This is a genomic window from Streptosporangium canum (assembly GCF_900113865.1).
In the GTDB taxonomy this organism is placed as follows: Bacteria; Actinomycetota; Actinomycetes; order Streptosporangiales; family Streptosporangiaceae; genus Streptosporangium; species Streptosporangium canum.
In genome coordinates, this window is sequence record NZ_FOQY01000007.1 from 25183 (window position 1) to 38231 (window position 13049).

The following is a 13049-nucleotide window of genomic DNA, read 5'->3' on the forward strand; positions in this document are numbered from 1 at the left end:
CTCCGGACCGGAGCCGGCCGGCCCGCGCCCCGGCGGGTTCATCGCGGCGGGCCGGAGGGCCCGGGGTCGGCTTCGAGCCAGGCCAGCACGGCCATCACGCGCCGGTTGTGGTCGTCCGACGGCGGCAGTCCGAGCTTGGCGAAGATGTTGTTCGTGTGCTTGCCGACCGCCTTGTCCGTGACGTGGAGGCGTCCGGCGATCGCGAGGTTGGACATGCCCTCGGCCATCATCGCGAGCACCTGCCGCTCGCGCGGGGTCAGCTCGGCGAGAGGCTCGTCCCTGCCGTGCCGGGTCAGCAGCTGGGAGATCACCTCGGAGTCCATGGCGGTGCCTCCGGTGGCCACCCGCCGCACCGAGTCGACGAACTCGTCGACGTCGCCGATCCGGTCCTTGAGGAGGTAGCCCACCGCGCCGGCGCGGTCGGACAGCAGCTCGCGGGCGTAGAGCTGCTCGACGTACTGCGACAGGATCAGCACCGGCAGCCCCGGCAGGCGGCGCCGGGCCTCAAGAGCGGCGCGGAGACCCTCGTTGGTGAAGGTGGGCGGCAGCCGTACGTCGATCACGGCCACGTCGGGGTGGTGCCGGGTCAGCGCGTCGAGCAGCATCGGGCCGTTGTCGACGGCTTCGACCACGTCGAAGCCCTTGGCGGACAGCAGGCGGATCAGGCCGTCCCGCAGGAGTGTGAGATCTTCGGCGACGACAACGCGCACGGCAGCTCCATCGTGAGTTCGGTCGGGCCGCCGGAGGGGCTGCTCACCGCGAGCGAGCCGTCGAAGGCGGACAGGCGGCGTGCGATGCCGCGAAGGCCCGTGCCGGCTGCGGGGTCGGCGCCGCCGCGCCCGTCGTCGCCCACGGTCAGGCGCAGGACGCCGCCCGAATGGCGCAGCCGTACCCATGCCCGGCCGGCGTCGCTGTGCTTGGCCAGGTTGGTCAGGGCCTCGCTCGCAGCGAAGTATACGGCGGACTCCACCGGAGCCTCCGGCCGCTCCGGCAGGTCGACGTCGACCTCGACCGGCACCGGGCAGAGCAGTGCGGCGGCCTCGATCGCCCCGGCCAGCCCCCGGTCGGCGAGCACCGGCGGATGGATGCCGCGCACGAGGTCGCGCAGGTCGGCCAGGGCCTGGCCGGTGGACTCCCAGGCCTCCTCGATCAGCTCCCGGACCTGGGCGGGATCGCGGGCGCCCCGGGCCAGCCCGAGATTCATCCGGACCGCGACCAGCCGCGCCTGCGCGCCGTCGTGGAGGTCGCGCTCGATCCGGCGCAGCTCGGCCGCCTGCGCGTCGACCGTCGCGGCCCTCGACTCGGTCAGTTCCCTGACCCGCTGAGCCAGCGAGGATTTCGGTTGGAGCAGCAGGTGAGCCAGCCGCGCCTGCCCGGCGCGGACCAGCGACACGGCCGCCAAGGTGATCGCCAGGATCGCCAGGATCGACAGCGAGAGGGTGAACGACACCATCCAGTTCGCGTCCACCGTCCGCAGGAGCCAGATCGTGCCGACGGCGGACAACATCGCCCAGACGGCGATCACGAAGACCGCGCTGGTGACGCCGTGGACGGCCAGCCACGTGAGATCGCGCCAGGTGGCGGGATCCCGGAGGCAGGGGATCAGGTGAGCCCGGATCCCCGGTCCGGCCGGTGAGCGGTACGGCTCGGCCGGGTCCCGCTCCAGCACCCGGCCGGCCCAGGCCCGCTGGAAGCGCGCGAGCGACCGGACCGGCGCGAGCGCGCGGGCCAGCACCGCGAGGCCGAGCCCCGCCACCGGGATCAGCGCGACGCCCGCCAGCACCACGGCGGTCAGCAGCAGCGCGGCCGCGCCCGTGGCGATGTTCAGCGAGAGCCCGCCGACCGGACCGAGCCCGCGCCGCAGGATGCGGCCAATCATGGTCACCGCAACAGTCTGCCCGCTCGGCGCCGCGAAGGCGGTAGGCCCAGCCCCACCACGGAGAGGGCGAAATCCCCCCCACGCGATGGGCGCAGGCCGATGGAGGAGGCCGTACCGCACCCCGAAGCTGGAGACCTGCCTTGAAAACGACGGGAATCTCATGATCGAAGTAACCGGCCTGACGATGCGGTACGGCGACGCACTCGCGGTCGACGACCTGACCTTCGCGGTGAGACCGGGCCTGGTGACCGGTTTCCTCGGCCCCAACGGCGCGGGCAAGTCCACCACGATGCGGGTGATACTCGGCCTGGAGACGCCCGGCACCGGGACGGCGCTCGTGGGCGGCCGGCCGTACGGTTCCCTGAAGGAGCCGATGCGGGAGGTCGGCGCGTTGCTCGACGCGGGCGCGGTGCACGGCGGGCGGAGCGCCGCCGCGCACCTGTGGTGCCTGGCCCGCAGCAACGGCATCGGCCGCGGGCGGGTGGGCGAGGTGCTGGAGCAGGTGGGTCTGGCCGAGGTGGCCGACCGGCGGATCGCCGGGTTCTCGCTGGGCATGCGCCAGCGGCTCGGCATCGCGGCCGCGCTGCTCGGCGACCCCGACGTGCTGATGTTCGACGAGCCGGTCAACGGGCTGGATCCGGAGGGCATCCGCTGGATCCGCGAGCTGATGCGCCTCCTGGCGGGCGAGGGCCGCACCGTCCTGGTCTCCAGCCACCTGATGGGCGAGATGGCGCTCACCGCCGACCACGTCGTGGTCATCGGGCGCGGCAGGCTGATCGCCGACACCACCATGCCCGAGCTGGTCGAGCGGTTCCAGCGGGGCGTGCTGGTCCGCGCGGCCGACCAGCGGACACTGGCCGACGTGCTGCGGGCGGGCGGCGCGAGCGTGGGCGAGGAGGACGGCGGGCTGTCGGTGAGCGGCCTGGACGCCGCGCGGATCGGCGAGCTGGCCCTCTCACGCGGGATCGCGCTGCGCGAGCTGACACCGCGCAGCGCCTCGCTGGAGGAGGCGTTCATGGAACTGACCGGGGAAAGCGTCGAGTTCGGCGCGGGGAGGGCCGCCTGATGATCGACGCCATCGTCTCCGAATGGCTGAAGCTGCGCTCGCTGAGGTCCAATCTGTACCTCCTGGCCTTCTCGGTGCTGTCCGTGCTGCTCTGTGCCGGACTGGCGTTCATGGTCTCCAGGGGCATCGACAACCAGACGGGGGACGACCGGCTGCGCTTCGACAGCATCGGTTCCGGGCTGGGCGCCGGGCTGCCGGTCGCCTACTTCGTCATGGGCGCGCTCGGCGCCCTGTCGATCACCTCCGAGCACGCCACCGGCCTGATCCGCACGAGCCTGGTGGCCGTGCCGAGGCGGCAGCTCTTCCTGTTCGCCAAGATTCCGCCGCTGGTGGCCGTCACGCTGGTCGCCGGCCAGGTGCTCGTGTTCGGCATGCACTTCGCCGCCCAGGCCGTGCTGGGAGACCGCGCCGGGCAGGTCCTCCTCGACGGCCGGACGCTGGGCGCCTCCCTGACGGATCCGGGAGTGGCGGCCGGGCTGCTGGTCGCCGGGGCGGCCATGCCGCTGGTCGCCATGGTCGGGCTCGGACTGGGCGCGGTGATCCGCTCCACCGCGGGCTCGATGGTCACGCTGATCATGATCCTGTTCGTCCTGCCGGTGGTGGCGCAGACGCTGCCCGGTCCGTGGCGCGCGCGGATCGGCTCCTTCATGATGGAGAGCCTGCCCGACCAGATCGTCGCCGGAGAGGGAGCGGGCATCCTCTCCCCGCTCGCGGCCTCCGCCGTGTTGATCGCCTACCCGGTGGTGGCGCTCACCGCGGGAGCGGTCGCGATCGCCGTCCGGGGGCGCGGGATCAGGCCGCTGGCCGTGGGTGGGCTGGTGGCCGCCCTGCTGGCCGCGGTGACAGTGATCCCGTCGAGCGCCGCGGCGTCCGCGCTGCCGTGGAAACCCTGCGGTGGCGACCTCGAATGCGCCTCCGTCCAGGTGCCCGTCGACTGGTCCAAGCCGTCCGGGCGGAAGGTCTCCATCCAGATCGCCCGGCTGCCGGCCGCCGGCACCCACCGCAGGATCGGCACGGTGTTCTCCATCCCCGGCGGGCCAGGCGGTTCGGGCATCGAGGATCTGAAGAAGAAAGGCGGCAGCTTCGCCGAGCTGCGCCGGCGTTTCGACGTGGTCAGTCTCGCGCCGCGCAACACCACGGACCTGGGCGTCATCCCGTTCGACTGCCTGCGCGCCGGCCCCTGGATCACCGTGCCCGCCGACCGCGCCGAGTACGACAGTCTGGCCGCGCGGAACCGGGCGTCCGCCGAGCAGTGCCGCAAGGTTGATCCTGAATACTTCGACCACCTCGACTCCGGCTCCGTCGCCAGGGACATCGAGGCGATCCGCGTGGCGCTGGAGGAGGAGAGGCTCAGCTTCGTCGCCACGTCCTACGGCGGGGTGGTCGCCACCACCTACGCCCGTCTGTTCCCCGGCGGCGTCCGCGCGATGTACATCGACGGCGGCGTCGACCATCTCGCCGACCACGCCACGGACCTGCGGCTCAAGTCCGAGATGATCGAGGGCCAGTTCACCCGGTTCGCCACCTGGTGCGCGTCGACCGCCACCTGCGCCCTGCAGGGGCGCGACGCCGGCGCCGTCTGGCGCGGCCTCACCGCCGCCGCCGACCGTTCGCCCGTTCCGGTGCAGGGGGAGCGGGTCGCCTACAGCGGGTTCGACTTCAAGGTCGCCGCCGCGCCCGACCTGATCAGCCCCGGGCCCGCGCCCGACTTCGCCAACTGGCAGCGCTTCGCCAGGGCCGTCGACAAGGCCGTGCAGGGAGACGCCTCCGGCTTCGCCGACTACGTCGAGCAGGCCACGGAGAGCATGAAGGTTCCCTCGTTCAGGGGCATGAACGTGACCCACTGCACGGACGGGCTGGGCTTCGACGGCTACCAGGAGTTCCAGCGGATGAAGGCGCTCGGCGAGCGGCTCTCCCCGAACTTCGCCGGAGACGAGCTCTGGCATCCGCTCGGCTGCGTCGGCTGGCCGGCCCCCGTCACCAACCCCGCCGCCCCGATGCCCGCCGACCGGCTCCCGCCGTTCCTCGGCGCCGGAACCTGGACCGACCACGACATAACCGCCGACATCGTGATGCGCGTGCCGGGCTCGTCCACGGTCCGCTACAACGGCCCCGGGCACGGTCTCTACCTGTCCGGCAACCGGTGCGCCATCGCACACGCCAACCGCTACCTCACCTCCCTCCGCCTCCCGCCGCGGGGCACCACCTGCGAGCCCCCGGCCGCCGGGTAGCCCCGCCCGAGCCGGATCCCGGGTGCACGACGTGGCAGGGTTCCCGGATTCCCCGCCGGGCGCGGATGTCGTGGACCTCGGCGGGGTCAGGTATAGGTGCCGCGGACCTCGACGATGTCGGCCAGCGGGAACTCCAGGTAGTCGCCGGCCTCCTCGCACCACGCGTCGAGCACGCCGCTGCGCAGCTCGCCGTGGCTGATGGTGGCGGTCAGGCCGTCGGTCAGCGTGATCGCCGCCCGCACGCCGCGGTCCACCACGAAGCCGAGCAGCGATTGCTGGGCGGTCGGCAGCCGGGAGGCCATGCGGCCGATGACCGCCCACGTCCTGCCCTGCTGCCGGACGGCGCCGTCCTCGCCGGCGAGCAGCCGCCGGGCGTGCTCGTGCGGATCCGGCGGCGGCTCGACCAGAGGGTGCGGCGGCTGCTCCAGCTCGGCCACCCGGCCGCCGGGCAGCAGGATCAGCCGCCCGTTCCGCGGCTCCTCGATCCGGGCACGGCGGACGGTGATCTCCCCGGTGTCCTCGATCGGCACCGGGGCGTAGCCGTTCTCCCGGAGCGCCGCGAGGGTCTTGCCCGCGGGCATCGCGCTGGCCAGCACGGTCGGCGCGAGCAGCCGCAGGCCCAGCCTGCCCAGCCGCCGGTGCCCGGCGATCTCGGCCAGCAGCACCGGGTCGGAGGCCTGCACGATGCAGGCGACCGTGGTCACGGTGACCTCGCCGTGCCGCCGGGCCACGTCGCGCACCAGGTAGTCGAGGGGTTGCGGCACCGCGCCGACCTCGGCGAGGTCGGCCAGGAGGGCGTCGGCGGTGTAACCGGAGTCCATCGCCCGGCGCACGCTCACCGGGGTGAACCGCCACACCGAGGCCGCGCCGCGCGACTCGCGCTCGGCGGCCCGGTCCAGCAGCTCGGCCAGCTCGGTGGAGGGCGGCCCGGTCACCACGGCGGTGAGGTCGGCGCCGAACAGCGCGCTCCGCCGTACGCTGGCCAGCGCGCGGGTCGAGCACTCCACCAGCACCGGGTCGTGCTCCACGACCGGGCTGGAGTCGTCGTTCTCGTCTCCCGCCGAGGCGTCCAGGGCGGCCAGCGCGCGGCCCAGGTCGGTGATCGTGTCGTAGGCGATCAGCCCGAGCATCCGGGCCTCCTCCAGTACGGCGGGGGCGCACTCCGCCAGCAGCGCCTGGTCGAGCAGCGGGGCATGCCAGTGCGCCGACCCGACCAGCCCGGCCCGGTCGGCGCACGCCGTGCTGGCGGGCAGGCGGGCCAGCACGCCGAGCACGGCCCGCCGGGCCCTGCCGACCGAGGCGCCGGCGGGGTCGTCGCCGAGCACGGTGCCGTATTTGCCGTCGATCCGGCGGAGCGAGGATCGCTCCATCCGCCACCACGCCGACAGCAGCACCCGTAGCCTGGCGGCCGCGTCGTCCAGCCGCCAGCGGTCGAACTTCTCGGTGGGCACCAGCCCGCCGGCCGGTTCGTCCCAGGCCAGCAGCCGGGCCACCGCGCAGATCTCCAGCAGGAGCCGGGTCTCGTCCTCGTCGCAGCCGGTGTCCCTGGCCAGCCGCCGGACCTCGCGCACGCCGACCCCGCCGGCCTTCAGCAGCGGCAGCGGGAACTTGGCGGTGTTCTCCAGCATCGCGGCGCAGCGCTCGACCACGTGCGGGGCGGCCAGCGTCATCAGGTGGTCGACCGCCTCGGGGTCCACCGGGACGGTCGCGAGGTCGGGCGGGCAGGGGGTGAACGGCGGGTGGTAGTCGGGGCCGCGCAGCGCGAGCGCCACCTCCCGGGGCATCTCGGCCACGTTCCAGCTCGGCCGGAAGAGCAGGCCGTGGTCGGCGGCCCACTTCTCCGGGGCGCCCGGCACGACGAACCGGCCGCCGTCCACGTCGCGGATCGGGCCGTCCCAGGCGAACTCCTCCAGCAGCCGCCGCGTGCCCTCCGGGGCCCGCTCGATCATGGCGGTCACCCGTCCGGGGTCCGAGAGCACCTCGGTGACCCTGGTGACCGTGCGGCGCTTGGGGCCGTGGGGCAGGCCGAGCGTCCTGGCGAGCGCGCGGAGGGCGTCGGCGCTGACCGTCCAGGAGTTGAGGTAGTGGGAGAGCGGCTCGCCGAGCCCGCACGGGGCCGTCCACCACCGGGCGACCCCGCCGGCGACCCGGATCCGCCCCTCGTCGTCGGGCCAGGCCAGGGCGTGGTCGAACAGCCGGTCGACCCAGGGGGCCACCTCGGCCTCCGGCACGCCCATGAACCGGGCCAGCGTCTCCAGGTCGACCTGGTCGCCGAGGGCCAGTGACGCCTGCGCGACCTCAAGGCACGGCAGCGGAAGCCCCCGCATGACGGCCATCACCGCGAACCCGTTGCCCAGCCGCTGCGCCAGGGTGTCCAGGCGGCGCGGCCACGGTGCGGCGATGGCGTCCGAGCGGTTGGCCAGAACTCGGGTGAGCCGTTCTTCGTCGAGGGTTTTCAACCAGCCGAGCAGGTGATCGTCCATCTCGCAGCTCTCTCAGGAATCTCGCGCGGGGACTCTCCGTGAGCCATAGGCATCCACGGTAATGCAGAGGACATCTCCGAAGGCATGCACCGCGCAGAATGCAATGTGTTCCAGAGGTGTTCGCCCGGATTCTTGACCGGCCCCGGGACCGCCGGCGGGGAGGCGCGGCGGTCCCGGGATCGATCGGCGCCAGGTGAGGGGAAGAGGCGGCGCCTGTCCGAGAGGGTCTGCTGAGGGCCTAGCGGAGGACGGCCCAGACGATTTTGCCGTAGGGAGCCAGCGGGGCCCAGCCCCAGCGCAGGCTGAGCGACTCGACGATGTGCAGGCCGAGGCCGCCGATGTCCAGCGGCGACGGGTCGCGGAGGGCCGGGAGGCCCGACCCCGGGTCGTTCAGCGCGCAGGCGACCAGGCCGTCCCGGCGGAGCAGGGAGAGTCTGATCGGCTCCTTGGCGCGCGTCTCGGCCAGTCGCAGGCCGTGCCTGAACGCGTTGGTGGCCAGCTCCGAAACGACCAGTTCCATGTTCTCGCTCAGCTCGGCGAGCTTCCAGCCGGTGAGGGTGCCCGTGGCGAAGCTGCGGGCGGAGTGGACCGACTCGGCCTGGGGCGGGAGCACGAAGGTCGCGCTGGACATGGCCGGTGATCCGGAGAGGAGATCACGCGCCGCGTCGGGCCACCAGCCGACTGGGGGCCACCAGTCGAGCGCTGTCCATGACGTTCGGGGGGGCGCGGTTTGAGCGAACTGCACAGCGATCATCATGGTGCAAACTCCTGTGCAGGTGCAAGAGCGAATGCACGTGCATAAGGGGTGTGCAACCGCTACGGTTACCCATGATTCGGCAATCCGGATGGAAAGGGGATCTTGTCCGCGGCTAGGGATCTTGGGCCGCGAAGTGACAGACTGTCGATCAGGAAAGCGAGCGAGGAGCACACACGTGTCCATGGACCCGCCCGGTACCGGTTCCACCGTTCGGCGCATCATGCTCGGCGCAAGCCTGCGCCGCCTGCGTGAGGAGAAGGGACTCCCCCGTGAGGTGGCCGGATTCCACATCCGGGCCTCCGAGTCCAAGATCAGCCGGATGGAGCTCGGCCGTGTCGGTTTCAAGACACGGGACGTGGAAGACCTGCTCACCCTGTACGGCGTGCTCGACGACGCAGAACGGCGCGGCCTGCTGGAGATGGTCCGCGAGGCGAACACCCCCGGCTGGTGGCACAAGTTCGGCGACCTGTTGCCGAACTGGTTCACCACCTATGTGGGGCTGGAGGAGGCGGCGAACGTGATCCGCACCTATGAGGTGCAGTTCGTTCCCGGCCTGCTGCAGACGTCCGCCTACGCGCGCACAGTGATCCGGTTGGGCTACCCGGACGTGCCGGAGGCGGAGATCGAGCGCCGTGTGCATATGCGCATGCAGCGGCAGGAGCGCTTTACGAAGAAGGACGGCCCGCGCCTGTGGGCGGTCATCGACGAGGCGGCCCTGAAGCGGCCGATCGGAGGCAAGGAGATCATGCGTGAGCAGCTCCAGCACCTGCTGGAGGTGGCCACGCTCTCCAACATCACCCTCCAGGTGATGCCCTTCCGGTTCGGTATGCACGCGGCCGAGGGTGGCGCGTTCAGCATCTTGCGGTTTCCCGAGTCCGACCTGTCGGACGTCGTTTATGTCGAGCAGCTCTGGGGTGCCCTCTACCTGGACAAGCGTGAGGATATCGATCCGTACCTCACGGCCATGGAGCAGCTGTGCGTGGAAAGCACCACGCCTGGGGGCACCGCCGAGATCCTCGGCGACCTTCTCAGAGAGATCTAAATGGAGCACACCTACAACGGCATGCCCGCCACGGACCTGGCCGGGGCCAGCTGGCGAAAGAGCCGTCACAGCAATTCACAGGGTAATTGCGTAGAACTCGCTGAGCTGTCGGACGGCAGCATCGCGGTTCGAAACTCCCGTTTCCCCGACGGTCCGGCCCTGATCTACACCCGCGACGAGATTCGCGCGCTGGTGCTCGGGGTGAAGGACGGGGAGTTCGACGGCCTGATGGTGTAACACTGTTTTTACATCCGGCTCACTTCTTAACTCCGGTGCGTCGGTGATGTAACGCAACGAGTAGGCGGATCGGGCAGATTCTGAGTTCCCGGAGTGACAGCGGGGCAGAGGAATTGGGGGCCCAGACCATGCTTGACCAGATGACCTTGTATCCCGTGGCCGACGACGTGCTGTTCGCGCCCGGTGGTCGTGTCGTGATCCGTACCTATGGCGTCGCCTCGCCGGCCGTGGATGAGGGGGAGGTCACTTCGGTTTCCTATCGGACGTGGGTGACGGGGGTCCGCGACCAGCCTCGCTACTGGCGCTGGGGGCATTTCGAAGACGCCTGCCACGGTCATCGCAAGGTACTGGAATGGCTCACCGGGCGGGGCCCGCAACCGCACGCCGCGGCCGCCTGAGGGTATGGGAAGGACGTGGTAGCCGTCGGCCTGGGGATCGACGTTCACTGCGGCGGCGAAGGCTGAGGCCACGGGGCCGCCACCGGGGCCGGGCACGGTCGGCGACCGTGCCCGGCCCTCCGCGCGATGCCGTGACGATGTGATGACGCGACGGTGAGGCGGCCGTGCGGTCCGCGTCTTCTCGGCTCCTGTACGGACTCCGGCTCCTCGGCTAGGGTGCCAACCAAGCATTCGCTTGAGCTGGGGAGGCGCCTTCCATGCGGCGAGGGATCTACCTGATCGAAGAGGTCGACTTCCGGCCGATGAACTCCCGCAAGCCGCTGGAGTACCTGACCTGGCTCACGCGCTACAAGAAGGAGGACGAGACCCTCGACGCTCCCGAGCTGACCAGGGGGCTGTCGATCCGGTCGCGCGAGATCGACCTGGTGGGCGCCTTCTACGCCGTCGGCATCACCGGCCATCCGCAGTTCAAGGCCGTCACCCTCTGGGACTGCCACGGCGGCTGGGACGGCGGCTGGCGGCAGATGATGAACATCTACGACGGCGTGAACGACAGGCTCTTCCTGTCCGACATCGACGACCTGCGCTTCTCCGCCTTCTCCCGGCCGCTCGGCGCGGTGGCCGGCAGCCCGGCGCTGGCCGACATCACCGCCGAGGGCTACGCGGCGCCCTTCTACCTGTTCGAGAGCGCCCGGGTGCGGCCCGGTGCGGCGCTGGAGTATCTCGACGCGGTCCGGCGGGAGCGCGCGCCGATCCTGGCCGACCACGGCCACCGGCCGATCGGCCTGTACGAGGTGCTGTTCTGCGACAGCGAGGTCGTCACGGTCTGGGGCATGTCGCTGGAGGACCACCTGTCGCTGCAGCGGGCCGGGGACGCCGCGCTCGGGCTGGACGACGAGGTGGAGCCGGATCCGCGGCTGCTCGACTGGCGCAGACGCTCCCGAGACTTCCTCGCCGGTCCGTGGCGGGAGACCCTGCTCGCGCCGTTCCCGGGCTCGCGGCTCTCGCCGGTCCAGGCTCCGCCCGGCGGGTAGCCGGAAGAGACCGGTCCGGCTCCCGCCCGGCGGATGGCCGCAAGAGCGGGCGCGGCCGGAAGGCCCCGGCCGTTCCCGCCGCCGTTCGGCGGGTGACCGGGAGTGGGCGCGGCCCGGAGTCCCACCGCCCCGGGGCGGGGTCGGCCGGGCCGCGCGAGTGGATCAGACGGGGGCGTTCCAGGTGAGGACGACCGGCTCGTCGCGCTCGTAGCCGAGCCGGGAGTAGGTGCCGGTGTCCAGGCGGAAGTGGCGGCCGTTCTCGGGGAGCAGGCCGAGCCAGCGGGCGCACAGCACCCGCAGGAAGTGCCCGTGGGCGACCAGCACCACGTCGCCGTCGACCGCGCGGGCCCGCGCGATCACCCGGTCGGCGCGGGCGCCGACCTCCCGCGCGCTCTCCCCGGGGTGCTCGGCGTCGCCGGGGATGACCCCGTCCCGCCACAGGAACCAGCCGGGGCGGGTCTCGCGGATGTCCGGGGTGGTGATGCCCTCGTAGCCGCCGTAGTCCCATTCCCACAGGTCGGGGTCCGTCTCGTAGTCCGTGAGCCCGGCCAGTTCGGCCGTCCGGCGGGCCCGCAGCGCGGGGCTGACCAGGGTCAGGTCGAACGTCCGGCCCTTGACCAGCGGGGCGAGCGCCCGCGCCTGGTTGTCGCCCTTGTCGGTCAGCGGCAGGTCGGTGCGCCCGGTGTGGCGTCCGTCCCGGCTCCACTCGGTCTCGCCGTGCCGCAGCAGAATCATCTCGTTCATCGTGCCCCCCATCATGCCGGTACGGCCCGGGGCGGCCGGTCAGCGCCCCGCGAGCTCTTCGGCGACCGGGGTGAAGGCCTCCAGGTCGCGCTCGTGGTGGAGCACGAAGTAGGACAGGTCGTGGGTGTCGCGCCAGTAGCGGAGCTTGTCCGCGATGTCCTGGCGGGTGCCGAGCAGGACCTGGGGCGTCTCGTCCTGGCGGGAGGAGTCGGCGGCGCTCCACGGCTCGTCCGGTCTGCGGACGCCGAGCTGCTGGATGCTCGTGCCGAGCTCGATCCGGTCGTAGCGGCCGGCGGCGGCCCGCCGTACCACGTCGACCTTGGCGAGGAAGGCCTCCAGGCCGCCGTCCAGGCCGTCGGGGCCGGTGCCGTCGGCCCGTACCCGCATGCCGAGGTTGATCACGTCGGCCTCGCGGGCGGCGAGCCGCAGCATGCGGGGGCCGCCGCCCCCGAGCAGCAGCCGGGGGTGGGGCCGGCGGGCGGGTTTGGGCCACTGCTCCAGGCCGGTGATCCGGTAGTGCTCGCCGTGGAAGGTGAACGGGCCGTCCGCCCAGAGTCCCTTCAGGACGGTGATCGCCTCGGCGAGCCGGTCCACCCGGACCCCGGGGGGTTGGAGGGCCAGTCCCGCGGAGGTGTAGTCGGCGGCCATCCAGCCGGTGCCGAGGCCCAGCTCCAGGCGGCCCTCCGACAGCAGGTCGACGGTCGCCGCCTCCTTGGCCAGCACGGCCGGGTGCCGGAAGTCGTTGGCGAACACCAGGGTGCCGACGCGCAGGCGGCTGGTCGCGCACGCGGCCGCGGTCATCGCCGCGACCGGCGCGAACCGGTGGCCGATCAGGTGGTCGGGGACGAGCAGCACGTCGAAGCCCGAGCCTTCCAGGCGGCGCGCCTTGTCGGCCCAGGCCCTGGCCGACTCCGCCTCGCGGACCACGGCGGCGAACCGGAACGGACGGTCCATCGGCACCCCCTCTGCTCTAACCAAGCGCTTGCTAAAGACTAGGGGAACCGGGCGGGCAGGGGAACTGGGCGGCCCGGCCGCCGGCCCGCCGGTCGCCGGGGTGGGGGCCGCCGGGGTGAGGGTCGGCGCGAGGGCGCGGTGCCGGACGGCTCCAGGTCGCGCCCGCCCCCGGCGCGGCTCGCCGCCCCCTCTGTATACCAAGCGCTTGCTTTATTTCGGCGGGA

The 13049-nt window shown here is 72.3% G+C and carries 12 protein-coding genes; 6 read left to right on the forward strand and 6 right to left on the reverse strand.

The features are described 5' to 3' along the window. Nucleotides 1-38: 38 nt before the first annotated feature. Nucleotides 39-710, reverse strand: a complete 672-nt coding sequence (locus BM085_RS12480) for a response regulator (protein ID WP_093887175.1) — start codon at nucleotides 708-710, stop codon at nucleotides 39-41. Next, nucleotides 662-1879, reverse strand: coding sequence for a sensor histidine kinase (locus BM085_RS12485; RefSeq protein WP_093887393.1), 1218 nt, complete (start codon nucleotides 1877-1879; stop codon nucleotides 662-664). Before BM085_RS12485 ends, BM085_RS12480 begins: the two co-directional genes overlap by 49 nt. Nucleotides 1880-2039: 160 nt before the next feature. On the opposite strand from BM085_RS12485, the gene BM085_RS12490 reads away from it, so the two are divergent. Together BM085_RS12490 and BM085_RS12495 are read left to right on the forward strand one after the other, a co-directional pair. Continuing rightward, complete coding sequence (locus BM085_RS12490) at nucleotides 2040-2945, forward strand: ABC transporter ATP-binding protein (RefSeq protein WP_093887176.1); 906 nt, start codon at nucleotides 2040-2042, stop codon at nucleotides 2943-2945. Beyond that, nucleotides 2945-5176: an alpha/beta fold hydrolase gene (locus BM085_RS12495; RefSeq protein ID WP_093887177.1), complete on the forward strand. Its 2232-nt coding sequence runs from the start codon at nucleotides 2945-2947 to the stop codon at nucleotides 5174-5176. Before BM085_RS12490 ends, BM085_RS12495 begins: the two co-directional genes overlap by 1 nt. Nucleotides 5177-5262: 86 nt before the next feature. Here the strand turns inward: BM085_RS12495 and BM085_RS12500 are convergent, their stop codons facing one another. Both BM085_RS12500 and BM085_RS12505 read right to left on the reverse strand, forming a co-directional pair. Next, a complete protein-coding gene (locus BM085_RS12500) occupies nucleotides 5263-7659 on the reverse strand; it encodes a helicase-associated domain-containing protein (RefSeq protein ID WP_093887178.1) in 2397 nt (798 codons plus the stop codon). A 238-nt stretch (nucleotides 7660-7897) separates the two neighbouring features. Further along, nucleotides 7898-8290, reverse strand: a complete 393-nt coding sequence (locus BM085_RS12505) for an ATP-binding protein (protein WP_093887179.1) — start codon at nucleotides 8288-8290, stop codon at nucleotides 7898-7900. A gap of 346 nt (nucleotides 8291-8636) precedes the next feature. Here BM085_RS12505 and BM085_RS12510 point away from each other — a divergent pair, with 346 nt between their 5' ends. From BM085_RS12510 to BM085_RS12525, 4 genes are all read left to right on the forward strand, one after another. Beyond that, entirely contained in the window at nucleotides 8637-9458 is an 822-nt protein-coding gene (locus BM085_RS12510) for a helix-turn-helix domain-containing protein (RefSeq protein WP_218158699.1), read from the forward strand. Then, nucleotides 9459-9695, forward strand: coding sequence for a DUF397 domain-containing protein (locus BM085_RS12515; RefSeq protein WP_012889234.1), 237 nt, complete (start codon nucleotides 9459-9461; stop codon nucleotides 9693-9695). 140 nt (nucleotides 9696-9835) lie between these two features. Next, entirely contained in the window at nucleotides 9836-10093 is a 258-nt protein-coding gene (locus tag BM085_RS12520; RefSeq protein WP_245789285.1) for a hypothetical protein, read from the forward strand. Between the two features lie 257 nt (nucleotides 10094-10350). Continuing rightward, entirely contained in the window at nucleotides 10351-11127 is a 777-nt protein-coding gene (locus BM085_RS12525) for a hypothetical protein (protein WP_093887181.1), read from the forward strand. A 162-nt stretch (nucleotides 11128-11289) separates the two neighbouring features. On the opposite strand, the gene BM085_RS12530 is transcribed toward BM085_RS12525, so the two are convergent. Further along, nucleotides 11290-11871 carry a histidine phosphatase family protein gene (locus BM085_RS12530; protein WP_093887182.1) on the reverse strand — a complete coding sequence of 194 codons (582 nt, stop codon included), beginning with the start codon at nucleotides 11869-11871 and terminating at the stop codon, nucleotides 11290-11292. Between the two features lie 39 nt (nucleotides 11872-11910). Continuing rightward, nucleotides 11911-12825 (reverse strand): TIGR03621 family F420-dependent LLM class oxidoreductase, encoded by a 915-nt coding sequence (locus BM085_RS12535; protein WP_093887183.1) that lies wholly within the window; start codon nucleotides 12823-12825, stop codon nucleotides 11911-11913. Nucleotides 12826-13049 lie beyond the last annotated feature (224 nt).

Coding starts and splice junctions, on each gene's coding strand:
- BM085_RS12530 (WP_093887182.1), bottom strand. CDS start 11,871: ATGAACGAGATGATTCTGCTGCGGCACGGCGAGACCGAGTGGAGCCGG.
- BM085_RS12535 (WP_093887183.1), bottom strand. CDS start 12,825: ATGGACCGTCCGTTCCGGTTCGCCGCCGTGGTCCGCGAGGCGGAGTCG.
- BM085_RS12510 (WP_218158699.1), top strand. CDS start 8,637: ATGCTCGGCGCAAGCCTGCGCCGCCTGCGTGAGGAGAAGGGACTCCCC.
- BM085_RS12500 (WP_093887178.1), bottom strand. CDS start 7,659: ATGGACGATCACCTGCTCGGCTGGTTGAAAACCCTCGACGAAGAACGG.
- BM085_RS12495 (WP_093887177.1), top strand. CDS start 2,945: ATGATCGACGCCATCGTCTCCGAATGGCTGAAGCTGCGCTCGCTGAGG.
- BM085_RS12505 (WP_093887179.1), bottom strand. CDS start 8,290: ATGTCCAGCGCGACCTTCGTGCTCCCGCCCCAGGCCGAGTCGGTCCAC.
- BM085_RS12515 (WP_012889234.1), top strand. CDS start 9,459: ATGGAGCACACCTACAACGGCATGCCCGCCACGGACCTGGCCGGGGCC.
- BM085_RS12485 (WP_093887393.1), bottom strand. CDS start 1,879: ATGATTGGCCGCATCCTGCGGCGCGGGCTCGGTCCGGTCGGCGGGCTC.
- BM085_RS12520 (WP_245789285.1), top strand. CDS start 9,836: ATGACCTTGTATCCCGTGGCCGACGACGTGCTGTTCGCGCCCGGTGGT.
- BM085_RS12490 (WP_093887176.1), top strand. CDS start 2,040: ATGATCGAAGTAACCGGCCTGACGATGCGGTACGGCGACGCACTCGCG.
- BM085_RS12525 (WP_093887181.1), top strand. CDS start 10,351: ATGCGGCGAGGGATCTACCTGATCGAAGAGGTCGACTTCCGGCCGATG.